Here is a 26,705-nt window from a genome sequence, read left to right on the forward strand (position 1 = left end):
AGGGGCCGCGCAGCGCAGGCGAAAGTGTCCGCGGAGCGGGCATGGGGGGTCCGGGGTGGGAACCCCCCGGCAGCGCCGCGTCGGAGGCGCCGCCAAGCTAGGAACTGCGCCGCCAGGCTAGGAACTGCAGGGGCGGGGACGGCGCCCAGGGCGCAGGGGCCGCGCAGCGCAGGCGAAAGTGTCCGCGGAGCGGGCATGGGGGGTCCGGGGTGGGAACCCCCCGGCAGCGCCGCGTCGGAGGCGCCGCCAAGCTAGGAACTGCGCCGCCAGGCTAGGAACTGCAGGGGCGGGGACGGCGCCCTGGGCGCAGGGGCCGCGAAGCGCAGGCGAAAGTGTCCGCGGAGCGGGCATGGGGGGCTCCGGGGTGGGAACCCCCCGGCAGCGCCGCGCCGGAGGCGCCGCCAGACTAGGAACAGCCGCCAAGCTAGGAACAGCATAGACTCGCCCCTGCGATGCATGCTCTCTTCGAGGTTCCCCAGTCCCGCCCGCCGCAGCCCGAGGCCCCGGCGGCGCAGCCCAGACCGCCCAAGCGTGACCTGCTGGAAGGGCTCAACGGCCCACAGCGCGACGCGGTGACCCACGAGGGCCAGCCATTGCTCATCGTGGCCGGCGCCGGGTCCGGCAAGACCAAGGTGCTCACGAGTCGCATCGCCTACCTGCTGGCGGCGCGCAGCGTGCACCCCGGCGAGATCATCGCCATCACGTTCACCAACAAGGCCGCCGGCGAGATGAAGGAGCGGGTCGCCCGTCTGGTGGGCAACCGCGCCCGGCTGATGTGGGTGTCCACGTTCCACTCCGCCTGCGTGCGCATCCTGCGCGCCGAGCACGACCACGCCGGGCTCAAGTCTACGTTCTCGATCTACGACGCCGACGACTCGCGCCGGCTCATGCAGCTCGTCGCTCGCGAGCTCGACCTCGACCCGAAGCGCTATCCGGCCCGCGGCCTGGCCACCCAGGTGTCCAACCTGAAAAACGAGCTGATCGACCCCGAGGCGTTCGCCGCGACCGCGAAGGGGCCGGCCGAGCGGGCGCTGTCGGAGGCATACACGCTCTACCAGCAGCGGCTCACCGAGGCGCACGCGCTCGACTTCGACGACCTGATCATGCGGGTCGTACACCTGCTGCAGAGCCACCCCGAGGTCGCCGAGAGCTATCGCCGGCGCTTCCGCCACGTGCTCGTCGACGAATATCAGGACACCAACCACGCGCAGTACATGCTGGTGAAGGAGCTGGTCGGGGACACTGGCGAGCTGTGCGTGGTGGGCGACGCCGACCAGTCGATCTACGCGTTCCGCGGCGCCACGATCCGCAATATCCTGGAGTTCGAGCGCGACTACCCCAACGCGCACACGATCCTGCTCGAGCAGAACTACCGCTCCACCCAGACGATCCTGTCCGCGGCCAATGCCGTGATCGGGCGCAACACCGAGCGTAAACCGAAGCGGCTGTGGAGCGACCAGGGCGCCGGCGAGCAGATCGTCGGCTACGTCGCCGACACCGAGCACGCCGAGGCCGACTGGGTGGCGCGGGAGATCGACCGGCTGTCGGACAACGAGGGCGTGCGCCCCGCCGATGTGGCGGTGTTCTACCGGACCAACGCGCAGTCCCGCGTGTTCGAGGAGATGTTCATCCGCTTTGGCCTGCCGTACAAGGTCGTCGGTGGCGTGCGGTTCTACGAGCGCAAGGAGGTCCGCGACGCGCTGGCCTACCTGCGCGCCGTGGTCAACGAGGACGACACCGTCAGCGTCCGCCGGGTTCTCAACACACCGCGCCGGGGCATCGGCGACCGCGCCGAGGCGTGCGTCGAGGCGCTCGCGAGCCGCGACCGGATCTCGTTCGGCGCCGCGCTGCGTCGCGCGAGCGAGGCCCCCGGAATCTCCACCCGCGCGGTCAACGCTATCGGCGACTTCGTGACGCTGCTCGACGAGTTGCGGGTCTTGGCCGAGACCGCGATGCCGGAGGAGGTCCTGGAGGCGGCGCTGGAACGCTCCGGATACCTCGGCGAGATCGAGGAGAGCACCGACCCGCAGGAGGCCGGCCGGGTGGAGAACCTGCAGGAGCTGGTCAGCGTCGCCCGGGAATATACCGAGCGCACCGAGGCCAACGTCGCCGTCGCCGCCGAGCAGGGTGACGCGACCGCGGTGCCGGGGCCGAGCGTCGCAGGGTTCCTGGAGCAGGTCTCGCTCGTTGCCGACGCCGACCAGATCCCCAGCGACGATCCCGACCACACCGGGGTCGTCACGCTGATGACCCTGCACACGGCCAAGGGGCTGGAGTTCCCCGTGGTGTTCCTCACCGGGCTCGAGGACAGCGTCTTTCCGCACCAGCGGGCGATGAGCGATCGCAAGGAGTTGGAGGAGGAGCGGCGGCTGGCCTACGTCGGGATCACGCGGGCGCGGCAGCGGCTCTACATCTCGCGCGCCGTGACCCGGTCGGCGTGGGGGCAGCCGTCCTACAACCCGCCGTCGCGGTTCCTCGAGGAGTTGCCGCCGGAGCTGGTGCGGTGGGAGCGGACGGATGCGGCGTACACCAGCTGGTCCGGGCGGGCGGGTGTCGGCGGTCGCGGCTCCGGGGCCACGCAGGCGCGGACGTCGTCGTTCGTTGGCGGGACGCCGAAGGCGGCGCAGCTGGCGGCGAAGCTGGGTCTGGACGCCTCGAAGCTGTCCACGGCTTCCGAGCTGCAGCGGGACGTGCCGTCGCTGGCCGTCGGGGATCGCGTCAACCATCAGCGGTACGGGCTCGGACGGGTGCTGGCCGTCGAGGGGGCCGGGCCTCGGGCTCAGGCGCAGATCGACTTCGGCGATCAGGTGATGTGGATCGTCCTGCGGCACGCGGCGTTGGAAAAGATCTGAAAGAACGGGCGTCCGTTTACGAGTAGATCGCTTCCGTGTGTTTCTGGACGTCTACGCCATGTCTGCGCATAAATGCGAGAGGCTCTATCGGTTCATCGTTCTTTCTCACCTCGAAATGCAGGTGGGAGCCGAACGAGTGGCCCGTGTCGCCGACCAGGCCGAGTTTGTCGCCCGGTTTGACCGGTTGGCCCTCTCGGCAGAGCAGTTTCGAGGCGTGGCCGTAGACGGTCACGATGCCGCCGCCGTGGTCGATCATCACGTTGTAGCCGTAGCCGCCGTTCCAGCGGCACAGGATCACCCGGCCGGCGGCCACCGCGGTGAAGGGGGTGCCCTGCGCGGCGCCCAGGTCCACGCCGGGGTGGAGGCGGCCCCAGCGCTCGCCGTAGAGCGAGGTCAGCGTGTAGTCGTGCAGGGGGAGGATCCACACGTCGGGGGCGGGCTGGTCCGCCGTCTCCGATGTGCTGCGCGCGCCGGCGCGGCCGGCGCGGTCACTCGAGCGGCTGGTGATGTCGTCGTAGTTGCCGCTGGCCTCCATCGACAGGGCGTCGGTGTGCGGCTCCGGCAGCGCGGCGGCGGTGCCCAGGGCCACCACGGCGGAGCCCACCATCGCCGTCGTCAGCACGGCCAGGTAGCGGCCGCCCGGGGCCGGTCGGCGACGCCGGCCGCGGTAGTTCGCGCGCGCGTATCTTGCGGGCAACGCGGTGAACCTCCGATTCCGGCAAATGCGTGATCGCGAAAGAATCGCGGAGTGAAGAGCTTTCGGCGACCGAATGTCACGGTAGCCACGCGATAATCCGCGGCACAAGCCGATCGGTGCGCCGCGCCGTGCGGATGGCGCGATTGTGCCCGTCGGGTTGGTTGTGCGTAACCGCGGCGTCGCACGCTCGTTGGGCGGCGGCGAATCGTTCTGAGGTATCTTCGGCCTGGGCCTCGCAACGATGCGGGACCAGGTGGCCGCCGCCGAACGGCCGGGAAGGACCGTGAGGATGAGCACGCGGACCCGCGTCGTCGTCGCCAAGCCCGGCCTCGACGGACACGATCGAGGCGTCAAGATCGTTGCCCGGGCGTTGCGGGACGCGGGCATGGAGGTCATCTACACCGGCCTGCACCAGACGCCCGAGCAGATCGTCGAGACCGTCATCCAGGAGGACGCCGACGCCGTGGGGCTGTCGGTGCTCTCCGGTGCGCACATGACCCTCTTCCGGCGGGTCGTCGAGCTGCTGGCCGAGCGGGGCGCGGCCGACGTGACCGTGTTCGGCGGCGGGATCATTCCCGACGAGGACCTGCCCGAGCTGGAGCGGCTCGGCGTGGCGCGGATATTCACCCCCGGCGCGACGACGCAGTCGATCGTCGAATGGGCCCGGGAAAACATCAAAGGCTGATTGGCCGGCGACGATTCGGGAAAAGGTTGAGGGGCCGGACGCACCCCTCACACGTCCGGCCCCTCTATCGCACGATGCCCCGCCGCCACCCCTCGACCGACAGGGCATCGGCCGTCTTGGTGCCGGCCCTGCCCCCGAGGCTTTCCCCGTGGGCGGGCCGACACTGCTCTCAACGACGGATCGCCGGGGCGGTTACGCATGTGCCGGGCCGTCCTCCGGAAGTGAAAAACCGGGTCGACCCGGGGCGGAGTGGAATCGGGCACATCGGGAGCCCGCGCGGCACTCGGCCGGGCGGCCATGGTTAGGCTGCGATCGTTGAGCCGTCCTCGCGATGGGGCAGGCGGCACGGTTGACGGAACGGGACCAACTGTGGACCTGTACGAGTACCAGGGGCGCGCTCTCTTCGCCAAGCACGGGCTCCCCGTGCTCGGCGGCGGTGTCGCCGAGACCCCTGAAGAGGCCCGTGCGATCGCCGAGGAACTCGGCGGCCGGGTCGTCATCAAAGCCCAGGTGAAGGTCGGCGGCCGCGGCAAGGCGGGCGGCGTCAAGCTGGCGGGCGACGCCGACGAGGCGACCGCGCACGCGACCAACATCCTCGGCATGGACATCAAGGGCCACACGGTCCACAAGGTGATGGTCACCAATACGGCCGACATCGCCGAGGAATATTACTTCTCCTATCTGCTCGACCGTGCGAACCGCACGTTCCTGTGCATCGCCAGCGTCGCCGGCGGTATGGAGATCGAGACTGTCGCGCACGACGCGCCGGAGAAGGTGGCCAAGGTCGCCATCGACGCGGTGAAGGGCGTCGACGAGGCGACCGCTCGCAAGATCGTTCAGCAGGCCCAGTTCCCGGCCGACGTCGCCGACCAGGTCGTGTCGATCGCGGTCAAGCTGTGGCAGGCGTTCGTCGCCGAGGACGCCACGCTGGTCGAGGTCAACCCGCTCGCGAAGACCGCGGACGGCACCGTGCTGTGCCTCGACGCCAAGGTCACCCTCGACGCCAACGCCGACTTCCGTCAGCCGGAGCACGAGGGGTTCGAGGACAAGGCCGCGGCCGACCCGCTGGAGCAGGCGGCCAAGGAGAAGAACCTCAACTACGTCAAGCTCGACGGCAACGTCGGCATCATCGGCAACGGCGCGGGCCTGGTCATGTCGACCCTTGACGTGGTCGCCTACGCGGGCGAGGGGCTGGGCAGCAAGCCGGCCAACTTCCTCGACATCGGCGGCGGTGCCAGCGCCCAGGTCATGGCCAACGGCCTGGAGATCGTGCTCGGCGACCCCGACGTGAAGAGCGTCTTCGTCAACGTCTTCGGCGGCATCACCGCCTGCGACGCGGTGGCCAACGGCATCGTGCAGGCGCTGCAGCTGCTCAAGGACCGCGGCGAGGAGGTCACCAAGCCGCTCGTGGTCCGCCTCGACGGCAACAACGCCGAGGAGGGCCGCCAGATCCTCGACCAGGCCGCCAACCCGCTGATCGAGCGGGTCGACACGATGGACGGCGCGGCCCGCCGGGCCGCCGAGCTCGCAGCGAGTGGGGTGTAACGACCATGGCGGTATGGCTGACCGAGTCCAGCAAGGTCATCGTCCAGGGCATGACCGGCGCCGAGGGCTCCAAGCACACCCGGCGCATGCTCGCCGCGGGCACCAACGTGGTCGGCGGCGTCAACCCGCGCAAGGCGGGCCAGCAGGTCGACTTCGACGGCACCAAGCTCCCGGTGTTCGCCAGCGTCGCGGAAGCGATCGAGCAGACCGGCGCCGACACCAGCGTCATCTTCGTCCCGCCGGCCGGCACCAAGTCGGCCGCGATCGAGGCGATCGACGCGCGGATCCCGCTCGCCGTGGTCATCACCGAGGGCGTGCCGGTGCACGACACCGCCGTGTTCTGGGCCCACGCCCAGGCGGCCGGCAACCAGACGCGGATCATCGGCCCGAACTGCCCCGGCATCGCCAGCCCGGGCAAGTCCAACGCCGGCATCATCCCCGCCGACATCACCGGCCCCGGCAAGATCGGCCTGGTGAGCAAGTCGGGCACGCTGACGTACCAGATGATGTACGAGCTGCGCGACATCGGCTTCTCGACGGCCATCGGCATCGGCGGCGACCCGGTCATCGGCACGACCCACATCGACGCGCTCGCCGCGTTCGAGGCCGACCCGGAGACCGCCGCGATCGTGATGATCGGCGAGATCGGCGGCGACGCCGAGGAGCGGGCCGCCGAGTTCATCAAGGCCAATGTGCGCAAGCCGGTCGTCGGCTACATCGCCGGCTTCACGGCCCCGCCCGGCAAGACCATGGGCCACGCCGGCGCGATCATCTCCGGCTCGGCGGGCACCGCCGACGCCAAGAAGGTCGCGCTCGAGGCGGCCGGCGTCGCGGTCGGCAAGACCCCGACCGAGACCGCCAACCTCATGCGGGAGATTGTCACCGCGCTGTGAGTGCAAGTCCGGACGGCCGGGGTTAGTGACCGGCCGTCCGGACTTTGGCAGAGTAAGGGCCGATGCCGACCACCCCAGAGGACCCAGACGAAGGGGCGCAGACCCGGCTCGCCGACCGCGAGACCGTCCGACTGCCGATCCAGCGGCGTGCGGTTCGCGGAAAGGATGCCGCCCGCCGCCCGGACCGGCGTGCCCCGCTGGTCCTCGCCGCCGTGGTCAACTCGCTGTGGGCGGCGGTCGTCTCGCTCGTGCCGACCCTCGTCGTGGTCTGGCTCATCTTCGCCCTCGACAACGCCGGCGCCCCGCTCGCGAACGTCCTGCGGCTCGGCCTGGGCGGATGGCTGCTCGCACACTGGGTACCGCTGCAGACCGGCATCGGCCCGGTCAGCCTCGCCCCGCTCGGCCTGACCGCGGTGGCCGCCTGGCGGGTGTATCGCGCCGGCGTGCACACCTCCCGGGCCATCGGCGCCCGGGCCCGTCTCCGCGGCACGCCGTGGTCCCCGTGGCCGGCCGCCCGCGCCGGCGCGGCCGTCGGTGTCGTCTACGCCGCGCTCGGCGCCCTGGCGGCCGTCCTCGCCGAGCACAAGGGCGTCGAGGTGTCCGCGGTGCGGGCCACCCTCACCTTCGCCGCGTTCGGCCTGGTCGCCGGCTCGCTCGGCGCCTTCGCCGAGGCCCGCGGGATCGCGCGGCTGGCCGCCCGCACGCCCCAGGTCATGCGTGACGCGACCCGCACGGGGGCCGTCGCCGCGCTGCTCGTGCTCGGCGCCGGCGCGGCCACGACCGGCATGGCGGTCGCCTTCAGCGGCGGCGACGCCAGCCAGATCATCGACGACTACCACACCGGTATCGCCGGGCAGATCGGCCTCATCCTGGTGTGCGCGTTCTTCGCACCCGACGTGACCGCCTGGGCGGCCAGCTACCTCGTCGGGCCGGGCTTCACCATCGGGTCGGAGACCTTCATCAGCGCGGCGCACGTGTCGGTGGGGCCCCTTCCCGCGGTACCGCTGCTGGCCGGTCTTCCCTCGACGCCCGCCACCGGCTATGCACCGCTGCTGCTCGGCCTGCCGCTGGCCGCTGCCCTGGTCGCCGGGTGGCTGCTGGCCCGGCGGTCGCTGCGCAGCGACCCCGGGCGCTCCTGGTTCCCGCTGCTCGGCGCGGCCGTCCTGGCCGGCCCGGTCGCGGGCGTGCTGCTCGGGCTCTGCTGCGCCGCCGCCGGCGGCTCTCTCGGTGCGGGCGGACTCGCCGACGTCGGGCCGCAGTCCGGCGCGGTCGCGTTCGTCGCCACGTTCATGATCTCCATCGGCGCGCTGCTGTCCACGGCCGCGACCAAGCTCGCGCTCCGCGCGAAAGGGGCGCGCGAGTAGCTCGCGCGCCCCTTTGCCCGGGAACCGGGCCGATCAGTAGAGCGCCAGGCTGCTCATGTTGAGCGCGAAGACCAGGATCAGCCACAGCACCCCCAGGACGGTACCGATACCGCCGCAGATGAGGCCGGCGAGCGCCTGGCCGCGGTTGTTGGCCTCGCCCTGCTTCACCTTGTTCATGCCCAGGTAGCTGAGCACGACGCCGGCGATGCCCAGCAGCAGGCCGATGTAGCAGCACACGGCGGGGATCGAGATGATGCCCAGGATCATGCCGATGAGGCCGAGGGTGTTCTGCGGCTGCGCGGGCGCGCCGTAGCCCGGGGCGCCGTAGCCGGCGGCCGGGTAGGCTCCGCCGGAGGTCGGGTACGCGCCGCCCGACGTCGGGTACGGAGTGCCGGAGACCGGGGGCTGCTGCGCGTAAGGGTCCTGGTAGGCGGGCTGCTGCGGCTGCGCGTAGGGATCCTGGTACGCCGGCTGCTGCGGCTGCGCGTACGGGTCCTGGTATGCCGGTTGGCCGTACTGCGGCTGCTGCCCGTACTGTGGCTGCTGCCCGTACTGCGGCTGCTGACCGTAGGGATCCTGGTTGGGCTGCTGCCCGTACGGATCCTGGCCCGGTGGTGGGTAGCCCATGGCTGTGGCTCCTAAGGCTGGGGACGACTCTCGCTGCGACGGGTGGTTCGCACCAGGGTAATCCCGAGGGGATACAGAACCACGGCAGCCTACTTGTCGCGATCAGCTCTGCGCAGGAGGAAGCGGTTGTGTATCGACAACTGGACCACAGCGTCATGGCATTTGCCCGGTTTCATGCTGTAATGACGGGCAACCCGCCGCTGAGCAGGGCCGACCCGGTCGATACAGTTTCGTGGTGACAGTTCGGCTTGTGGTGCTCGTGTCCGGCTCCGGGTCAAATCTGCAGGCACTGCTCGACGCCGCCGAGGATCCGTCGTACGGCGCCACCGTCGTCGCGGTCGGCGCGGACCGGCCCTCGATCGAGGGGCTCGCCCGGGCGGAGCGTCGCGGCGTGCCCACGTTCGTCGTCCGGGTGAGCGACTTCGCATCGCGGGACGAATGGGACGAGGCGCTGCAGTCGGAGTGTTCCCGGTTCAAGCCCGACCTGGTGGTCTCGGCCGGGTTCCTCAAGCTCGTCGGCCCGCGCTTCCTGTCCGAGTACGAGGGCCGGTACATCAACACACACAACGCTTTGCTCCCGGCGTTTCCGGGTATACACGGCCCGCGCGACGCGCTCGCCTACGGCGTGAAGCTCGCCGGCGCCACGCTGCACTTCGTCGACAGCGGTGTCGACACCGGAGCGATCATCGCGCAGGTCGCGGTGCCGGTCCTCGACGAGGACACCGAGGACACGCTCCTGGAGCGGATCAAAGTAGCCGAGCGCCGCCAGCTGGTCGACACGGTCGGGCGGATGGCGCGCGAGGGCTGGACCGTCAACGAACGAAAGGTCAGGCTGGGCCGTGGCTAACCGCCGTCCCATCAGGCGCGCGCTCATCAGCGTCTACGACAAGACCGGGCTCGAGGAACTGGCGCGCGCGCTCGCCGCCGCCGGTGTGGAGCTGGTCTCCACCGGCAGCACCGCGGGCCGCATCGAGGCGCTCGGCCTGCCGGTCACGAGGGTCGAGCAGCTGACCGGGTTCCCCGAGACCCTCGACGGCCGGGTCAAGACCCTCCACCCGAAGGTGCACGCCGGACTGCTCGCCGACCTGCGGCTGGAGGCCCACGCGGCCCAGCTCACGGAGCTCGGCATCGAGCCCTTCGAGCTGCTGGTGTCCAACCTGTACCCGTTCACGGAGACGGTCGCGTCCGGCGCCTCCGACGACGAGTGCGTCGAGCAGATCGACATCGGCGGGCCGGCCATGGTCCGGGCCGCGGCCAAGAATTTCCACAGTGTCGCGGTGGTCACCTCGCCGGCTTCCTATGATTCGGTACTGCGGGCCCTCGCCGACGGCGGCTTCACGCTGGACGATCGGCGCGACCTGGCCGGCCAGGCCTTCGCGCACATCGCCGAGTACGACGTCGCCGTTGCCGCCTGGTTCGCCCGCGACGACCAGCGCTTCGCGGGCACGGCCCTGCGCAAGGCGGCGACGCTGCGCTACGGCGAGAACCCGCACCAGTCCGCCGCGCTGTACACGGACCCCGCCGCCGCGCCCGGCCTCGCCCAGGCCGAGCAGCTCGGCGGCAAGGAGATGTCCTACAACAACTACGTCGACGCCGACGCCGCGTGGCGCGCCGCGCACGACTTCGCCGAGCCGTGCGTGGCGATCATCAAGCACGCCAACCCGTGCGGCATCGCGATCGGCGCCGACGTGGCCGAGGCCCACCGCAAGGCGCACGCCTGCGACCCGGTCAGCGCCTTCGGCGGCGTGATCGCCGTCAACGCCCCGGTGACCCTCGAGCTCGCCAAGCAGATCAGCGAGATCTTCACCGAGGTCGTGGTGGCGCCGTCGTACTCCGACGACGCCGTCGAGCTGCTGACCGCCCGAGCCAATCTGCGGGTCCTGCGCGCGCCGGCCTGGTCGCCCGTCCCGCTGGAGCAGCGGCAGATCTCCGGCGGTGTACTCGTGCAGGCCGCCGACCGCATCGACGCGGATGGCGACGCCGTCGCCGACTGGAGGCTCGTCACCGGCGAGCCCGCCGACAAGGAGACGCTGCGCGACCTGGAGTTCGCCTGGCGCGCGGTCCGCGCCGTGAAGTCCAACGCGATCCTGCTCGCCTCCGGCGGCGCGACGGTTGGCGTCGGCATGGGCCAGGTCAACCGGGTCGACTCGGTGCGGCTCGCGGTCACCCGCGCGGGCGAGCGGGCGGCCGGCTCGGTGGCCGCGTCCGACGCCTATTTCCCGTTCCCCGACGGCGCGCAGGCCCTCATCGACGCTGGCATCAAGGCGATCGTGCAGCCGGGCGGCTCGATCCGCGACGAGCTGACCATCGAGGCCGCGCGCGCCGCGGGCGTGACCATGTACTTCACCGGCACCCGGCACTTCTTCCACTGACGCCGGTAGTCGTCGCCTTCCCCGGTCACGGCAGCGTGACCGGGGCGGGCACCTTCGCCCCGAAGTACGTCGCGACCGCGTCGCTCACCGCGTGCGCGCCCTTCTCCAGCGTGCCGCCCGGCTTCTGCTCGTACATGACGGCCACCACGTACCGCTCCCCGTCTCCGGCGAACCCGACCGTGTGCGTCATCCAGACGTTCTTGCCGTCGACCGGCTTCTGCGCCCAGCCGTCCTTGTTGCCCGGCTTGAGGTCCGAACCGGCCGCCCACACGCCCCAGTGCTGGTTGCCCGCGACCTTCCGCAGGGTCGTCACCAGGTAGGACCGGCTCTGCGCGTCCAGCTTCTCCAGGACGTACGACATCAGGCTCTGCAGGTCCTCGGCGCTGCACCGCAGGTTGCGCCAGAAGGTCTCGTGCCCGTCGATGACCGCGAGGCTGCCCATGCCGTACTTCGACCGGAAGCGCTCCAGCATGCCCGGCCCGTCGTACTTGTTCCAGAGCGCCGTCGCCGCGTCGTTGTCGGAGTTTATCAATGTCTTGTCGAGATTGGACCGATCCGTCGTGTCGAGCGTGATCTGCTTGGCCTGGTTACGCTCCAGCAGATCCGTGGCGATCGCGAGCTTGATCGTCGACGCCGTCCACGTGGTCGCCTTCGTGTCGCCGGCCTTCCACACCGCCCCCGTCGTCCGGTCCCGAACGATGATCCCGAACTTCCCCGGGAGCTTCTGCACGAACGCCGTCGCCTGCGCGTCCTGGCTCTTCGCGCTCGGCGCCGCCGACGCACTCCTGCTGCCCAGCCCGGCCGCCGCCTGAGGCTCCTCCTCCGCCTGCGGCCCTTGGCTCTCGGCCGCCACCGGCTGCGGGTCAGGGGTCGGGCTTTCATCACGGCCACACGCCGTCAGCGTGAACAGGGTGAAGAAGGCGACAACGCCGCGCCGGAGCAGCACGCCCTGCACTCTAGTGGCAGGATCGGAACCCGTGACGGCAACCATTCTCGACGGTAAGGCAACGGCGACCGCTATAAAGGGCGAGCTGCACGAGCGCGTCAAGGCACTCGCCGAGCGGGGCATCGTCCCCGGCCTGGGCACGATCCTGGTCGGCGACGACCCCGGCTCACACGCGTACGTCGCGGGCAAGCACCGCGACTGCGCCGAGGTCGGCATAGCGTCGATCCGCCGCGACCTGCCCGCGACCGCCACCCAGGCCCAGGTCGAGGAGGCGGTGCACGCCCTCAACTCCAACCCCGCCTGCACCGGTTACATCGTGCAGCTGCCCCTGCCGAAGGGCCTGGACGAGCAGCGCATCCTGCAGCTCATCGATCCGGACAAGGACGCCGACGGCCTGCACCCGACCAACCTGGGCCGGCTGGTGCTCAACATCCCCGCGCCGCTCCCGTGCACCCCCAATGGCATCGTCCAGCTCCTGCGCCGCTACGACATCCCGATCGCGGGCGCCGAGGTGACCGCGATCGGCCGCGGCACCACGGCGGGCCGCCCCCTGGGCCTGATCTTCACCCGCAAGACCGAGAACGCCACGGTGACCCTCTGCCACACCGGCACCCGTGACCTGCCCGCCCACACCCGCAACGCCGACATCATCGTCGTCGCCGCAGGCTCCGCCGGCCTGCTCACGCGCGACATGGTCAAGCCCGGCGCCGCGGTCCTGGACGTAGGCGTGACCCGAGTGGTCGGCGAGGACGGCAAGGCCCGCCTGGTGGGCGACGTGTCCCCCGACGTGGCCGAGGTGGCCGGCTACCTGGCCCCCATGCCCGGCGGCGTAGGCCCGATGACGAGGGCGATGCTCCTGGCGAATGTGGTGGACCTCGCCGAACGCCAAGCCGCCTCGTAACGCTCTGCCCCGGTTTCGCAATCCTGGCCCGCCCAGCCCCAGGCGCGGTCGATCCCGGCCGTGCCCTGGCTCGGGCCGTGCCGGCCGGGTTGCCGCAAGCGCGGTCGCGGCCATTCGGGCCGGGGTCAGGTGGCGCTCAGGTACAGCCGCGTGGCCTTCTCCTCTCGTGTGGCGACGACGGCGTGCGAGCCGGCGGCGGCGATCGAGATGTCCGGGCACCGGGAGGTGCAGGCGACGGCGCGCTCCTCCTCGGTCGATCCGTCGCCGGTCGACGCGGTGAGCAAGCGCAGGGCGCCCGACGAGCTGCGCCACAGCAGGTATGCGTGGCCGTCCGCCGCCGTGCCCGCCACCGGCTGGTATCCGCCCAGCCCCGCCAGGCCGACGTTCCACCGCGCGGCGCCGGTCCGGGCGTCGACGGCGGTCAGGTGCCCCTGGGCGCTGCCCGGATCGGCGTAGATCAGGCCCGCCTCCGTGGCCACGGCCAGCGTGCCGGCCGCGTCGTGGCGTGCGCCGACCGCGCCGGTGTTCGCATCCAGGTGCGTGGCCCGTCGCGGCGTCGCTCCGGTCAGCGTGACGAAGCCGGCCCCGGTGGGGTACACCCGAAGCTCCGTGCCACCCCGCTGGATCGCGTGCCACGACCAGCGCTCGGCGCCGGTCGCCGCGGCCAGGCCGACGGCCACGTCGTCGACGCCCTGTGCGCGGCACCGCAGCGCCACCGCGACGGTCTCGGCGGTCGCCGCCAGGTCGGTCACGTCGCACGCCGCGCCGTCGCGGGCCGGCGCCCACCGCCATCGCCGCGTGCCGCTACGCGCGTCGATGCCGAGCAGGTCCCCGGCGCCGGCGCCGACCCCGGACAGCACCGCCGTGCGACCCGCGGCGTGAACGGTCGCCAGTTTCCCCGATCGGTATCGCCGGGAGAACCGCTCCGCTCCCGTAGCCGCCTCCAGCGCCGTCACCAGCACCCCGTCTTCGGTGCCGAACGCGACCACGACCGCGTCGTCGACCAGGCCGGCCGCCTGGCTGGACAGGCCGGAGCGCAGATACTGCCAGGCCGTGGTGCCGCTGCCGAGCCAGACCGCCCGGATGCCGTCGCCCGCCCGCAGAATCGTCAGCTCACCGTGCACCCCCACGAGCTCGACGCCGGTGAACGGCAGCGGCCACGACTGCGCCTGGGCCGCGGGTGCGGCGCCGGCCGTCGTCGCGTCGACGAAGCGCCCCTCGCGGGCCCAGTCGACCGCGAACCCGGCGACGACCACCAGCAGGGCCGCCACGCCCCCGACCGCGGCCCAGGGTCGCCACTTCGCGCGGGGCAGCGCGCCGGCGCCGGTGACCGCGAGCGTCACCCAGCCCAGAACCAGCGCGGCCGATCCCGCGACCGTGACCGGTCCGCCGAGGCCGATGCCCGCGCTGCGCTCGACCAGCCGCGCGAGCGCTGTCGCGATCACCGCCGCGGCCGCGCCCGCCACCCCGGCCACCGCGGCGATCAGCCGGGACCTGCGCGGCTCCGTTCGCGCGTATGCCAGGCAGAGCGCGCTCAGCAGCGGACCGAGGAACGCGATCCCGGCGATCGTGACCAGGTCGGGATGTCGGCCACCGGCCAGCGTCCAGGGCAACGCCAGCCCGGCGATGGTCGCGACCATGCCGAGCCCCACGACGACGGAGCCTGCGGCGCGAACGAGGAGATTCACGAGGACAGGATGACGGGTGGCTACGACAGTTTTCGCCCGGGCCGGGTCGCGCCGACTCAGCGCGGTCGAGACGGGCCAGGCGAGTGCCGGCCGGGAGAGCGCCAGGCGATCGTCGCCGTTCTGGCGTGTCGCTGAGGCGTAGGCCCGGGAGGCGTACTGTGCCCGCGTCCGTAATCGTGGTCAGATGGGCGGCGCTGCGGCCGGGTCGGAGGCGTAAGGAGCTGCTGTCGTGGGTGGCGCTGGAGGTGGCCTGCGTGGCACCGGGGAGCCGGTGACGAACAGGTGGGCGGGCCTGGCAGCGTTGTTGGCGGGGTTCTTCGTCATTTTGCTCGATACCACGATCGTGGCGGTCGCGAGCCCGCGCATTCAGGAGGACTTGCAGGCCAGTGTTTCCGGGTTGTTCTGGGTGACGGCCGGGTATCTGCTGGCGTTCTCGGTGCCGTTGCTCGTCGCCGGGCGGCTGGGCGATCGCTACGACCCCAAGCGTGTGTTCCTGGTTGGGATGACCGGTTTCGCGGTGGCTTCGGCGCTGTGTGGTCTGGCGCCGTCGGTCGGCTGGCTGGTGCTGTTCCGCGTCGTCCAGGGGCTGGCGGCGGCTGCGATGGCTCCCCAGCCGCTCACGCTGATCCGCCGACTGTTCGGCGCCGACGAGCGCGGGCGTGCCCTCGGCCTGTGGGGCACGGTCGCATCAGCCGGGGCGCTGCTGGGTCCGCTGCTCGGGGGCTTGCTGACCGCAGCCCTCGACTGGCGATGGGTCTTCCTGGTCAACGTCCCGCTGTGCTGTGCCGCGTTGCTGATGGGGTTGCGCTGGATTCCCGGCAGCCGGGGTCACACCACGAGCCTCGACCTACCGGGGGCGTTGCTCAGCACCGCGGGTCTCGGCGTGCTCGTCTGGGCGCTGCTGGCATGGCGGGATGTTCCGGTGTCCGTGATCGTTGCGGCTTGCGTGCTGGCTGCGCTGCTGCTGGCCGGGTTCGTCGTCCGGGAGCGGCGGATCGGGCCGGTGGCGTTGGCCCCGCCGACGGTCTTCCGATCGGCTGGATTCCGCGCGGCCAGCGTCGCGGTGGCCTCGCTGGGGACGGCGGTCATCGCGATGGCACTGCCGACGATGCTGTACCTGCAGGACGTGCGGGGCCTGGGACCGCTGGAGGCCGCGCTGGTGATGACCCCGGATGCTGTGATCGCAGCGCTGGTGTCGCCGACAGCCGGTCGGTGGGTCGACCGCGCGGGACCACGCCGACCGGCGATCCTGGGGATGGCCCTCCTCACCGCGAGCCTGCTGCTCATCGGGCTTGTTGTCGTGCTGGGCGTCAACCCGTGGTGGACAGTGCCCGGAGCGGCTGTGCTCGGGATCGCGAATGCTGTTGCCTGGTCGCCGTTGTCGGTCGCCGCCATGGCCTCAGTCGACGCGGCCGCCGCGGGCGCGGCGTCCGGCATGTTCAACACGATCCGGCAAGTCGCGGCCGTCACCGGTGTCGCGGTGACCGGCGCGATCCTCGCCGGCTGGCGGGCATCGCCGACCGTGTCATTCAGCGTCGTCTTCGCGCTCATGACCCTGATCGCGATCGCGGGTGTCGCCGCTGCCATCCGGTTGCCGAGGATGTCGGCAGAAGGCGACAGCGACGATACCGAGACCGCGAGATCAGTACGCCACGACGGATCACCCGACGCGGCGTAATCCTGTTGTGGCAGGTGGGCGAAACGGGGCCGGCCCCGCACCAAAGGTGCGGGGCCGGCGGTGTTGCCGTGCGAAACCTCGTCAGGCGCTGAGGCGCTTCGCGAGGTTCTGGTCCAGCGCGTTCATGAACTCGTCCGTCGTGAGCCACGGGGCGTCGCGCGAGATGAGCAGGGCCAGGTCCTTCGTCATCTGGCCGCCCTCGACGGTGTCGATGCAGACCTGCTCCAGGGTGTTGGCGAAGTTCGTGACCTCGGGGGTGCCGTCGACCTTGCCGCGGTGGGCGAGGCCGCGCGTCCAGGCGAAGATGGACGCGATCGGGTTGGTCGAGGTCTTCTCGCCCTTCTGCCACTGGCGGTAGTGGCGGGTCACCGTGCCGTGCGCCGCCTCGGCCTCGACGGTCTTGCCGTCGGGGGTCATCAGCACGCTGGTCATCAGGCCGAGGGAGCCGAAGCCCTGGGCCACGGTGTCCGACTGGACGTCGCCGTCGTAGTTCTTGGCGGCCCACACGAAGCCGCCCTCCCACTTCAGCGCCGCGGCGACCATGTCGTCGATGAGGCGGTGCTCGTACGTGATGCCGGCCGCGGCGAACTCGGCCTTGAACTCGGTCTCGAAGACCTCGGCGAACAGGTCCTTGAAGCGGCCGTCGTACGCCTTGAGGATCGTGTTCTTGGTCGACAGGTACACCGGGTAGCCGCGGTCCAGCCCGTACCGGAACGACGCGCGCGCGAAGTCACGGATCGAGTCGTCGTAGTTGTACATGCCCATCGCGACGCCGCCGCCGGGGAAGTTGGCGATCTCGAACTCCATCGGGGCGCCGCCGTCGGCCGGGGTGTACGTGACGGTGACCTTGCCCGGGCCCGGGACCACGAAGTCCGTCGCCTTGTACTGGTCGCCGTGGGCGTGGCGGCCGATGATGATCGGCTTGGTCCAGCCCGGCACCAGGCGCGGCACGTTGGACATGATGATCGGCTCGCGGAAGACCACGCCGCCGAGGATGTTGCGGATCGTGCCGTTCGGCGAGCGCCACATCTTCTTGAGCGAGAACTCCTCGACGCGCGCCTCGTCGGGCGTGATCGTCGCGCACTTGACGCCGACGCCGTACTGCTTGATGGCGTTCGCGGCGTCCACCGTGACCTGGTCGTCGGTCTCGTCGCGGTACTCGATCGACAGGTCGTAGTACTTCAGGTCCACGTCGAGGTAGGGCAGGATCAGCTGCTCGCGAATCTGCTTCCAGATGATCCGGGTCATCTCGTCGCCGTCGAGCTCGACGACAGGGTTGTTTACCTTGATCTTCGCCATCGGCCGGGCGCTCCTCTCGCGCTGCTTTCCGGGGGTCTACACCGCCGTCTGGGCAGTTCTCGCTGATTCCAGCTCTGTTCGCCGCGCTCCACCGGCCGGACGGACGCGGCTTCGCTTAGCAGTACGAGCGTACTGCATCCCCCGGCGACGACCGTGTCGACCCCACTCCGGTCAAGTCTGCGCCGACCGCTACCTCGAATATCATGAAATGTCCGATAAATCCGGTCACGGAGCGGCCGGATTTATCGCAGTCGCCGATGCGATCGACCCAGCCACCCCAGAGCGGGTCTGATAAAGCGGACATTCCGGGCCGAGTGGGCCTTAGATCCCCCGGCCCCTCCGGTGGAGGGCTCCGAGCACGCTTTCGACCTTGACGACGCCGGTCACCGCGGCGAGGGCGATCGCGGCGCGCGGCTCGCGCCAGTTGGAGCGCATCGCGGCCTTCGTCCAGCGCCACGCGTCGCGGCGGTTGCCGGTCGCCGCCGACCAGCATGCGAGCTGCCCGTAAACGCGGCCGGCGCCGGTGGTGGACGCGGCGATCTCCGGGTGCCGCGCCATCATCCAGCGCAGCGAGGCCATTTTCGTCGCGTACTCGTACGCGAACATCGACGTCCGTCCCCACAGTACGCGCACGAGCGGCTCGTCGACGTGCACGATCTCGCCGCGTTTGGCGGCGCGCAGCAGCAGGTCCCAGTCCTCGTTCTGGCTGCCCGGCGCGTCCTCGGCGACCGGGCCCATCTCGTCGCGGGCGAACGCGGCCCGGCGCACCAGGAACGTCGAGGAGTGCAGCATCGCCATCCGTGAGCGGACCAGGTCGTCGAGGCCGACGAGCGAGGCGCCGGCCAGCCGCGGGGTGAGCCGGTCGTCGAACTCGACCTCGATCGCCGAGGTGCAGAACTCCGCCTGCGGCCGCTGCTGCAGCGCGTGCACCTGGCGGCGCAGCTTGGTCGGCAGCCACACGTCGTCGTCGTCGCAGAACGCCACCAGGTCCGTGTCCAGCGCCAGGACGCCGGTGTTGCGGGCGCCGGCCAGGCCCGGCCTGCGCAGGTTGGGGAGCACGTCGAGCGGGCGCTCGCCGCCCCGGCACAGGCTCGCGTCGGTGTCGTGCTGGTCGAAGACCACGATGGTGCGGACCGGGCCGGGGTAGTCCTGGGCCACGATCCCGGCCACGGCGCGGCGCAGCAACACGGGCCGGTTCCGGGTGGGGATGACGACGCCGATGCTCGGCCAGTGCGCGGCCGTCCTCATTGGGCGCCTCGATAGCCGTACGCGCCGAGCAGCGGCGCGGTCAGCGCGCTCACGACCCGCCGCTGGCCCCCGGGCAGGGCCGTGCGCCAGGCGTCGTCGCGGCGCAGCGGCACCGGGCCGACCTTGAAGCGCATCGGGTTGCCGGCGGCGCTGTGGCAGGGGCCGAGCTCCGCCACGCCGTCGCGCAGGAAGGGCAGCTCGCCGGGGTTCACCCCGACGAACCGGGACAGTTCGCGCAGCGTGGCGTCCGGCCGGTCCAGCAACTCCTCGTAGCGGACCCGCTGGACGGGCACCCCGCACCGGTGCAGCACCGACAGCGCCGTGTTGTGGGCGTTCCACAGCAGGGCCGAGCGCCCGGGGGAGTACCGCGTCATCTCCTCGGTGTTGTCGGTCTCCGGCCGGGCGACCTTCTTCGTCCAGGAGTACGCCACGCCGCGGCTGTCCCGCACCATGTGCACGACCCGCAGGTCGATGCTCGGCGCGAAGCGCAGGCAGTAGGCGAGCGCGGCGTGCTTGGAGGAGTCGACCAGCACGTCGGCGCCGGAGACGATCGCGGCGGCCTCGTAGAGCCGGGCGTACCAGTCCGCGTACTCCTCGACGAGCAGCCGATGCGCGGGGGTCATCCGCACGCTGGCCAGCCGCGGGATGTGCCGGGTCCGCTCCACCGCGTGGCGCAGCGCGAGCACCCGCCACACGTCGACGTGGTGCCAGCCGCCGAACGCCTTCTCGCCGACGGCCTGCCAGAAGTCGCACCCGGAGAAGTGCTCGCCGCACGCGCAGCGTTCGTCGCCGGCGATGTCGCGCTCCCACAGATGCACGACCTCGCCCAGCGGGCACACGCCGGGCAGTTCCCCCAGTAGGCGTTCGAGCAGCGTGGTGCCGCTGCGGCCCAGCCCCCCGAGGAACAGTACGCGTACCAAACCGTCCTCCTTGGTCGTTTTGGTAGATATGTCAGCTTCGCTGGCATCTGGTAGGTCTAACGACGAATCGCGGAAGAACGATGCTGCGCAGCTACACCCACACCCGGCGGGTCCCCGTTGGGGGCCTGGCCATCGACCCGCTCACCGAGGGCGAGGTCGTCGCCCGCGTTCTCGACGCCCTCGATCGGGGCCGCGGGGGCTGGATCGTCACCCCGAATGTCGACATCCTTCGTCGGGTCGCCCGCGACGCGGCCCTGCGCGCCCAGCTCGCCGCCGCGGATCTGGTCGTCGCCGACGGGGCCCCGCTGGTCTGGGCCGCCCGCCTGGCCGGCCGCGCGCTGCCGGCCCGCGTTGCCGGCTCGGACCTGATCTGGTCCCTGTCACGCGGCCTGGCCCTGCGGGGCGGCAGCGCCTACGTCCTCGGCGGCGCCCCGTCCGCCGCCGGCGAGCCCGACGGCGCCCACCGCGCCGCCGCGCGCCTGGCCGCCGCCTGCCCCGGCCTGCGCATCGCCGGCGCGCACTGCCCCCCGTTCGGCTTCGACCGCCGTCCGCGGGTGCTGCGATCGGTCCGGGCCAGGGTCATCAAGGCCAAACCGCAGATGGTGTACGTCGGGATCGGCTTCCCCCGCCAGGAGCACCTGATCGCGTCCCTGCGCGCCGAGCTGCCGTCGACGTGGTTTTTGGGCTGCGGCGCCGCGGTGAACTTCGTGGCCGGCGACGTGCGCCGCGCCCGTCCCGCGCTGCAGAAGGCGGGGCTGGAGTGGCTGGACCGCTTGGCCCGCGAGCCGCGCCGCCTGGCCCGCCGCTATCTGCGCGAGGACGCCCCGTTCGCCGCCGCGCTACTGGCCCGCTCGCTGCACCACCGTCTGACCCACCGCCCCGCCCACCGCGCATAGTGCGGTAATAATTTCTGCATTCTGCTAGCATCATGAGATGCTCTACGTGTCACCGCGGCTCGCCGGCGAGGACAAGCGGGTCGTGGACGAGCTCGATCGCATGCGGGACAACCTGCGGTACCAGGTCGCCACGCCGCACCGGTGGACCGGGCAGCTGCGCCGCCGGTTGATGGCGCGGGGCATCAAGGGTTCGAACTCGATCGAGGGCTACGACGTCACGATCGACGACGCCATCGCGGCGACGTCGGGCGACGAGCCGCTGGACACCGAGCCCGACGTCTGGGCCGAGATCACCGGCTACCGCGACGCGTTGACATACGTGCAGCAGCTCGCCCACTCCGCCGAGTTCCACTTCGACTACATGCTGTTCAACAGCCTGCACTTCATGCTGCTGAAGCACCATCCGGACAAATGGCCCGGCCGCTTCCGCCCGGGCGGTATCTGGATCACCGACCACTCGACCGGTGAGGTGGTCTACACGGGTCCGGACGCCGACCAGCTCAAGCGGCTCATGCAGGATCTGAGCGACTGGCTGGAGGACGGGGATCTCGACGCGCCGCTGTTCGTCCGTGCCGCGATGGCGCATCTCAACCTGGTTCGCATCCACCCGTGGCGGGACGGCAACGGCCGCATGTCCCGCTGCGTCCACACGCTGGTCCTCGCGCGGGATGCGATCCTGGCGCCGGAGTTCTCCTCCATCGAGGAGTGGCTGGGCAGCGCCCGCAATACGGTCGCCTACTACGACGCACTGCGGGAGACGGGGCGGGACAGTTGGCGGCCGCACGATGACACGCTGCCGTGGGTGCGGTTCTGTCTGCGGGCGCATCACATGCAGATGCAACGCGTACGCCAGCGGCTCGACCGGGCCGGGCGGCTCTGGGAGATGATCGAGGGGCTCGGGCTGCCGAGCCGGACGGTCTCGGCGCTCTACGCGGCGGCGTCCGGCGGCAGGGTGCGGCGCACCGCGTATCAGCGTGACGAGGCTCTGACCACCGACCAGGCGACCCGCGACCTGCGCATGCTGCTCGACCGCGGCCTGTTGGAACAGCGCGGGCAGACGCGCGGGCGCTACTACGTCGCGGCCGGGCCGATCCGCGCCATCGCCGAGAGTCTCGGGCGGCCGGCGCCTTTGCGGGATCCCTACCTAGACTGAGCGGCGCTCGGTGGTGCGGACCGTCTCGATGTAGGCCAGGGCTGCCTCGCGCAGGGCGGCCTCGGCGTCGGCGTCCGTGGCGCGGGCCTCGGCCACCGCGGCGAACAGGCGGCCGCCCAGGGTGTCGGGGGCCGGTGGAGGCACGTCGAGGCCGGCCCGTTCCACGCGCTGCAGAAGCTTCGCGGCCAGCGCCAGGGCCGGCTGGGAGAGGGCGACGCCGTCGACCGCGGAGCCGCGGGACTTCTCGGCCTTCTTGATCTGCTCCCAGTTGGCGATGATCTCGTCGATGCCGCCGACCTCGGTGTCCGCGAAGACGTGCGGGTTGCGCCGGATGAGCTTGTCGACCAGGTCGCCGGCCACGTCGTCGACGGTGAAGCCGGCAGTCTCCTCGGCCAGCCGGGCGTGCAGGACCACCTGCAGCAGCACGTCGCCGAGCTCCTCGCGCACCGCCTCGGCGTCGTCGTCGCGGATGGCGTCGTACAGCTCGTACGCCTCCTCGAGCAGGAACGGCGCCAGGCTCGCGTGCGTCTGCGCCCGCTTCCACGGATCGCCCGCGTCCGGGTGCATGAGGCGGTCCATGACCGTGACGACGTCGAGCAGGCGGGCGCCCGGCGGGTCCCAGGAGCCGTAGAGCAGCTCCAGCTCGGCCAGGCCCGGCTCGCGGGCCAGCCGCAGGCCCAGCTCCCGGGCGAGGCGCTCGTCGCCGTCGGGGGCGGCCAGCCAGACCACGGTGCCGTGCTCGGCGATCGCGGCGACCAGCGCGTCGGCCGTGGCGGGCGTGACCGTGACCGCCGCGCCCGCGGCCCGCAGCGCGGCCGCCTGCTCGGACTCCTGCGCCGTGAGCACCGGGTGCGCGCGGACCAGGTCCCACGCCTGCGCGGTCAGCACCCCGGCCGGCAGCCGGGGCGACGTCACCAGCAGCACCACTTTGCCCGACACGTCAGCCCTCCTCGGCGGGGAACGAGATACCCATAGGCGCACCCTCGACGAAGACCGGGAACACCGGTTCGTAGCGCGGGTTGAGCTTCCGGGCCGAGACCACGATCGCATCGGCCTCGGCGACCGTGACCGTGCGGTCGTCCACGTGCCCGGCCACGCCGGGCGCCGAGCGGCACGCGCCCAGCGCCGAGCCGGCGAGCACGGCCGGCGCCGCGACCGCCGCCGTGCCATGCGACCGGCTCACGACTTGGCCGCGACCGGCTCGCCGAGGACCGAGGTCAGCAGCTCGGCCGCCCAGTCGAGCAGTTGCGTGTCGCGCATCGGCTCGCCGCCGACCCGCCGGGTGGACGGCCGCGGCAGCGACACGGTGTCGGCCGCCGCCTTGTAGACGGCCTCCGGGTAGAGCCGCTTGAGCCGCATCTGCTTGGAGTCGGGCAGCTGCAGCGGGCCGAAGCGCACGTGCTTGCCCTGCAGCGACACGTCGGTCAGCCCATAGGCGCGGGCCAGGAACCGGAACCGGGCCACCGCCAGCAGGTTGGCCACCGGCAGCGGCGGCTCGCCGTAGCGGTCGCGCATCTCGGCCACGATCTCGTCGAGTGCGGTGCCGTCCTTGGCCCCGGCGATCTTGCGGTAGATCTCCAGCCGGAGCCGCTCCGCCGAGATGTACTCCAGCGGCAGGTGCGCGTCGACCGGCAGGTCGATCTTGACGTCGGGCTCCTCCTCCTCGGGCCGCTCGCCCTTGAACTGCTGCACCGCCTCGCCGACCATGCGCACGTAGAGGTCGAAGCCGACGCCCTCGATGTGCCCGGACTGCTCGCCGCCGAGCAGGTTGCCCGCCCCGCGGATCTCCAGGTCCTTCATCGCCACATACATGCCGGCGCCGAGCTCCGTGTGCTGCGCGATCGTCGCCAGCCGCTCGTGCGCGTGCTCGGTCAGCGGCTTTTCGGGCGGATACAGGAAGTAGGCGTAGGCGCGCTCCCGGCCCCGGCCGACCCGGCCGCGGATCTGGTGGAGCTGGGCCAGGCCGAGCAGGTCGGCGCGCTCGACGATCAGGGTGTTGGCGTTGGGGATGTCGATGCCGCTCTCCACGATCGTGGTGCAGACCAGGACGTCATACTCCTTCTCCCAGAAGCCCACCATGATCTTCTCGAGGGCATCCTCGGTCATCTGGCCATGCGCGACCGCGACGCGCGCCTCCGGGACCAGCTCGCGCAGCCGCCGCGCCGCCCGTTCGATCGACTCGACCCGGTTGTGCAGGTAGAACACCTGCCCGTCGCGCAGCAGCTCGCGGTGGATCGCCGCGGCCACCTGCCTGTCGTCCTGAGCGCCGACGAACGTGAGCACCGGGTGGCGCTCCTCGGGCGGCGTGGCGATCGTCGACATCTCCCGGATGCCGGTGATCGCCATCTCCAGGGTGCGCGGGATCGGGGTCGCCGACATCGTCAGCACGTCGACGGAGGCCCGTAGCTGCTTGAGGAACTCCTTGTGCTCGACGCCGAAGCGCTGCTCCTCGTCGACGATGACCAGGCCGAGCTGCTTGAACCGGGTCGCGGTCTGCAGCAGCCGGTGGGTGCCGATGACGATGTCGACGGTGCCGTCGGTGACCTTCTCCATGGTCAGCTTCGTCTCCGTCGGCGTCTGGAACCGCGACAGCTGCCGCACCTCGACCGGGAACTGCCCGACCCGCTCGGAGAAGGTGTTGAAGTGCTGCTGGGCGAGCAGCGTGGTCGGCACCAGCACGGCGACCTGCTTGCCGTCCTGCACCGCCTTGAACGCCGCGCGCACCGCGATCTCGGTCTTGCCGTAGCCGACGTCGCCGCAGATCAGCCGGTCCATCGGGACCGCCTTCTCCATGTCGGCCTTGACCTCCTCGATCGCGGCCAGCTGGTCGGGCGTCTCGTGGTAGGGGAACGCGTCCTCCAGCTCGCGCTGCCACGGCGTGTCGGGGCCGAAGGCGTGGCCCTGGGAGTTCTGCCTGACGGCATACAGCTGGATGAGCTGCGCGGCGATCTCGCGGACCGCCTTGCGCGCCCGCGACTTGGCCTTCTGCCAGTCCGAGCCGCCCATCTTGTGCAGCGTGGGCGCCTCGCCGCCGACGTAGCGCGACAGCTGGTCGAGCTGGTCGGTCGGCACGAACAGCCGGTCGCCGGGCTGGCCGCGCTTGGACGCCGCGTATTCGATCACCAGGTATTCGCGGTCGGCGCCGTTGACGGTGCGCTGGACCATCTCGACGTATCGGCCGATGCCGTGCTGCTCGTGCACCACGAAGTCCCCGGTGCGCAGCTCCAGCGGGTCGATCTGGTTGCGCCGCCGGCTGGGCATCTTGCGCATGTCCTTGGTGGACGCGCCCCGCCCGCCGGAGATGTCGGCGCCGGTGACGACGGCCAGCCGGGCGTCCTCGTCGAGGAACCCGAGCTCGAGCGAGCCGGTGACGACCGCGATGGCGCCCGGCTCGGGCGCCCGCTCCAGCGACTCGACCAGCGACACGCCGAGATCGGAGCCGCGCAGCACCTCGGCGGCGCGCTGGGCCGGCCCGGTGCCCTCGAACACCAGGGCGACCCGCCAGCCGTCGCCGGTCAGCCGCTTGAGGTCGTCGACGACCCGGGCCGTCTCCCCGTGGTAAAGCGGCACCGCCTGCGCGGCGATCGTGATCGACACCGCGTCGTCGGAGACCGTGACCTCCCGGTCCTCGCCGAGGCGCCAGGGCTCGTCCGCCTCGCGCGTCGTCTCGGCGGCCGCGAACGGGCTCAGCGACCACCACGGCTGCCCGAGCGAGGCGGCCGCGGCGCGCACTTCGCCGAGGTGGCGGAACGCCGCCGCGCCGAGGTCGATCGGCGCCTTGCCGCCGACCGCGGCCGCGGCCCAGCTGGCCTCCAGGAACTCATCGCTGGTGCGGACCAGGTCGTGGGCCCGGGTGCGGATGCGCTCCGGGTCGCACAGCAGCACGTGGGTGCCCGCCGGCATGGTGTGCAGCACCAGCTCCAGCGAGTCGGTGCCACCCAGCAGCGCCGGCGCGAGTGACTCCATGCCCTCCACGGGGATGCCGCCGGCGAGCTTGTCGAGCATCTCGGCCAGCTGCGGGTGGTCGGTGGACAACGCCGCCGCCCGGGCCCGCACCTCCTCGGTGAGCAGCAGCTCCCGGCAGGGCGGCGCCCACAGCCGGTCGGCCTTCTCGATCGTGCGCTGGTCGGCCACCGCGAACGACCGGATCTCCTCGACCTCGTCGCCCCAGAACTCCACGCGCAGCGGGTGCTCCTCGGTCGGCGGGAACACGTCGAGGATGCCGCCGCGGACCGCGAACTCGCCTCGCTTGGTGACCAGGTCCACCCGGGTGTAGGCGAGCTCGGCCAGCCGGACGGTCAGCGCGTCGAGATCGGCCGAGCCGCCCGGCCGCAGCTCGATCGGCTCCAGGTCGCCCAGGCCCTTGAGCTGTGGCTGCAGCACCGAGCGGACCGGCGCGACGACCACCCGCGGGCGCGGCGCCTCCGCCGTCGGGTGGGCGAGCCGGCGCAGCACGGCCAGGCGCCGGCCGACCGTGTCGGAGCGCGGGGAGAGCCGCTCGTGCGGCAGCGTCTCCCAGGACGGATACACCGCGACGGAGTCCGGCTCCAGCAGGCAGCCCAGCGCGCCGGCCAGGTCCTCGGCCTCGCGCCCGGTCGCGGTCACGGCCAGCACCGGCCGCTCGGCGGCGATCACGGCGGTCACGAAGGCGCGCACGGCCGGCGGCCCGGTCAGGTCGACCTGGTCGGCATGCCCGGCGCGGGCGAGGTCACGCGCGCGGGCGAGGGCGGGATCGTCGAGGGCGGCGGCGGTGAGACCGGCAAGCTTCATGGTGATTTGCACCCACTACTTCTGGTGTCGACGCTGCACGGCAAACAACCCCGCGCCCGGACAGGGCGGGGGTGGTCGATGCAGGTACCAGACTATCCGGCGGGTATGACAGAAAAGCCGGGGGCGAAGCCACGTGAACACCGGGTGAGATCTTGAGATGTGACTCACCGC

General features: G+C 71.6%; 21 protein-coding genes. 11 read left to right on the plus strand and 10 right to left on the minus strand.

The window, feature by feature from the left end; genetic code table 11:
* The first annotated feature begins 452 nt into the window (after positions 1 to 452).
* Positions 453 to 2,852, plus strand: a complete 2,400-nt coding sequence (gene pcrA / locus ABT297_RS16120) for a DNA helicase PcrA (protein WP_350549510.1) — start codon at positions 453 to 455, stop codon at positions 2,850 to 2,852.
* Between the two features lie 16 nt (positions 2,853 to 2,868).
* Here pcrA and ABT297_RS16125 read toward each other — a convergent pair whose 3' ends face one another.
* On the minus strand, positions 2,869 to 3,474 hold the full coding sequence (locus ABT297_RS16125) for a M23 family metallopeptidase (RefSeq protein WP_350549513.1): 606 nt from the start codon (positions 3,472 to 3,474) through the stop codon (positions 2,869 to 2,871).
* Positions 3,475 to 3,838: 364 nt separating this feature from the next.
* Here ABT297_RS16125 and icmB point away from each other — a divergent pair, with 364 nt between their 5' ends.
* The 4 genes from icmB to ABT297_RS16145 all read left to right on the plus strand — a co-directional run bounded on the left by icmB (position 3,839) and on the right by ABT297_RS16145 (position 8,036).
* A complete protein-coding gene (icmB, locus tag ABT297_RS16130) occupies positions 3,839 to 4,234 on the plus strand; it encodes a coenzyme B12-dependent isobutyryl CoA mutase small subunit (protein WP_350549516.1) in 396 nt (131 codons plus the stop codon).
* A gap of 369 nt (positions 4,235 to 4,603) precedes the next feature.
* Complete coding sequence (gene sucC / locus ABT297_RS16135; RefSeq protein ID WP_350549518.1) at positions 4,604 to 5,779, plus strand: ADP-forming succinate--CoA ligase subunit beta; 1,176 nt, start codon at positions 4,604 to 4,606, stop codon at positions 5,777 to 5,779.
* Between the two features lie 5 nt (positions 5,780 to 5,784).
* Complete coding sequence (gene sucD / locus ABT297_RS16140; RefSeq protein WP_350549521.1) at positions 5,785 to 6,672, plus strand: succinate--CoA ligase subunit alpha; 888 nt, start codon at positions 5,785 to 5,787, stop codon at positions 6,670 to 6,672.
* A gap of 62 nt (positions 6,673 to 6,734) precedes the next feature.
* A complete protein-coding gene (locus ABT297_RS16145) occupies positions 6,735 to 8,036 on the plus strand; it encodes a cell division protein PerM (protein ID WP_350549523.1) in 1,302 nt (433 codons plus the stop codon).
* 33 nt (positions 8,037 to 8,069) lie between these two features.
* Here the strand turns inward: ABT297_RS16145 and ABT297_RS16150 are convergent, their stop codons facing one another.
* Entirely contained in the window at positions 8,070 to 8,663 is a 594-nt protein-coding gene (locus tag ABT297_RS16150) for a DUF4190 domain-containing protein (protein ID WP_350549526.1), read from the minus strand.
* A gap of 232 nt (positions 8,664 to 8,895) precedes the next feature.
* Here ABT297_RS16150 and purN point away from each other — a divergent pair, with 232 nt between their 5' ends.
* A complete protein-coding gene (gene purN / locus ABT297_RS16155) occupies positions 8,896 to 9,510 on the plus strand; it encodes a phosphoribosylglycinamide formyltransferase (RefSeq protein WP_350549529.1) in 615 nt (204 codons plus the stop codon).
* Positions 9,503 to 11,035, plus strand: coding sequence for a bifunctional phosphoribosylaminoimidazolecarboxamide formyltransferase/IMP cyclohydrolase (gene purH / locus ABT297_RS16160; protein ID WP_350549532.1), 1,533 nt, complete (start codon positions 9,503 to 9,505; stop codon positions 11,033 to 11,035). Before purN ends, purH begins: the two co-directional genes overlap by 8 nt.
* 25 nt (positions 11,036 to 11,060) lie before the next feature.
* On the opposite strand, the gene ABT297_RS16165 is transcribed toward purH, so the two are convergent.
* Entirely contained in the window at positions 11,061 to 11,981 is a 921-nt protein-coding gene (locus ABT297_RS16165; protein ID WP_350549535.1) for a serine hydrolase, read from the minus strand.
* Between the two features lie 31 nt (positions 11,982 to 12,012).
* Here ABT297_RS16165 and ABT297_RS16170 point away from each other — a divergent pair, with 31 nt between their 5' ends.
* On the plus strand, positions 12,013 to 12,882 hold the full coding sequence (locus ABT297_RS16170) for a bifunctional methylenetetrahydrofolate dehydrogenase/methenyltetrahydrofolate cyclohydrolase (RefSeq protein ID WP_350549537.1): 870 nt from the start codon (positions 12,013 to 12,015) through the stop codon (positions 12,880 to 12,882).
* Between the two features lie 125 nt (positions 12,883 to 13,007).
* Here ABT297_RS16170 and ABT297_RS16175 read toward each other — a convergent pair whose 3' ends face one another.
* A complete protein-coding gene (locus ABT297_RS16175; protein WP_350549540.1) occupies positions 13,008 to 14,570 on the minus strand; it encodes a PQQ-binding-like beta-propeller repeat protein in 1,563 nt (520 codons plus the stop codon).
* A gap of 229 nt (positions 14,571 to 14,799) precedes the next feature.
* On the opposite strand from ABT297_RS16175, the gene ABT297_RS16180 reads away from it, so the two are divergent.
* Positions 14,800 to 16,248 (plus strand): MFS transporter, encoded by a 1,449-nt coding sequence (locus tag ABT297_RS16180; protein WP_350549542.1) that lies wholly within the window; start codon positions 14,800 to 14,802, stop codon positions 16,246 to 16,248.
* Between the two features lie 81 nt (positions 16,249 to 16,329).
* Here ABT297_RS16180 and ABT297_RS16185 read toward each other — a convergent pair whose 3' ends face one another.
* The 3 genes from ABT297_RS16185 to ABT297_RS16195 all read right to left on the minus strand — a co-directional run bounded on the left by ABT297_RS16185 (position 16,330) and on the right by ABT297_RS16195 (position 19,715).
* Positions 16,330 to 17,547, minus strand: coding sequence for an NADP-dependent isocitrate dehydrogenase (locus tag ABT297_RS16185; RefSeq protein WP_350549545.1), 1,218 nt, complete (start codon positions 17,545 to 17,547; stop codon positions 16,330 to 16,332).
* 321 nt (positions 17,548 to 17,868) lie between these two features.
* On the minus strand, positions 17,869 to 18,795 hold the full coding sequence (locus ABT297_RS16190; RefSeq protein ID WP_350549547.1) for a glycosyltransferase family 2 protein: 927 nt from the start codon (positions 18,793 to 18,795) through the stop codon (positions 17,869 to 17,871).
* On the minus strand, positions 18,792 to 19,715 hold the full coding sequence (locus ABT297_RS16195) for a sulfotransferase (RefSeq protein WP_350549550.1): 924 nt from the start codon (positions 19,713 to 19,715) through the stop codon (positions 18,792 to 18,794). The genes ABT297_RS16190 and ABT297_RS16195 overlap by 4 nt, the downstream gene beginning before the upstream one ends.
* Positions 19,716 to 19,795: 80 nt before the next feature.
* On the opposite strand from ABT297_RS16195, the gene ABT297_RS16200 reads away from it, so the two are divergent.
* Positions 19,796 to 20,611 (plus strand): WecB/TagA/CpsF family glycosyltransferase, encoded by an 816-nt coding sequence (locus ABT297_RS16200; protein WP_350549553.1) that lies wholly within the window; start codon positions 19,796 to 19,798, stop codon positions 20,609 to 20,611.
* Positions 20,612 to 20,648: 37 nt separating this feature from the next.
* Positions 20,649 to 21,764, plus strand: coding sequence for a Fic family protein (locus ABT297_RS16205; protein WP_350549555.1), 1,116 nt, complete (start codon positions 20,649 to 20,651; stop codon positions 21,762 to 21,764).
* Here the strand turns inward: ABT297_RS16205 and ABT297_RS16210 are convergent.
* The 3 genes from ABT297_RS16210 to mfd are packed head-to-tail and all read right to left on the minus strand — an operon-like array spanning position 21,756 to position 26,534.
* On the minus strand, positions 21,756 to 22,703 hold the full coding sequence (locus ABT297_RS16210; protein ID WP_350549558.1) for a nucleoside triphosphate pyrophosphohydrolase: 948 nt from the start codon (positions 22,701 to 22,703) through the stop codon (positions 21,756 to 21,758). The two genes, ABT297_RS16205 and ABT297_RS16210, sit on opposite strands and share 9 nt — an antisense overlap.
* A 1-nt stretch (position 22,704) precedes the next feature.
* Positions 22,705 to 22,947, minus strand: a complete 243-nt coding sequence (locus ABT297_RS16215; protein WP_350549560.1) for a hypothetical protein — start codon at positions 22,945 to 22,947, stop codon at positions 22,705 to 22,707.
* Positions 22,944 to 26,534, minus strand: coding sequence for a transcription-repair coupling factor (gene mfd, locus ABT297_RS16220; RefSeq protein ID WP_502885576.1), 3,591 nt, complete (start codon positions 26,532 to 26,534; stop codon positions 22,944 to 22,946). The genes ABT297_RS16215 and mfd overlap by 4 nt, the downstream gene beginning before the upstream one ends.
* Between the last annotated feature and the right edge of the window lie 171 nt (positions 26,535 to 26,705).

The organism is Dactylosporangium sp. NPDC000555 (genome assembly GCF_040300025.1).
Classification (GTDB): Bacteria; Actinomycetota; Actinomycetes; order Mycobacteriales; family Micromonosporaceae; genus Dactylosporangium.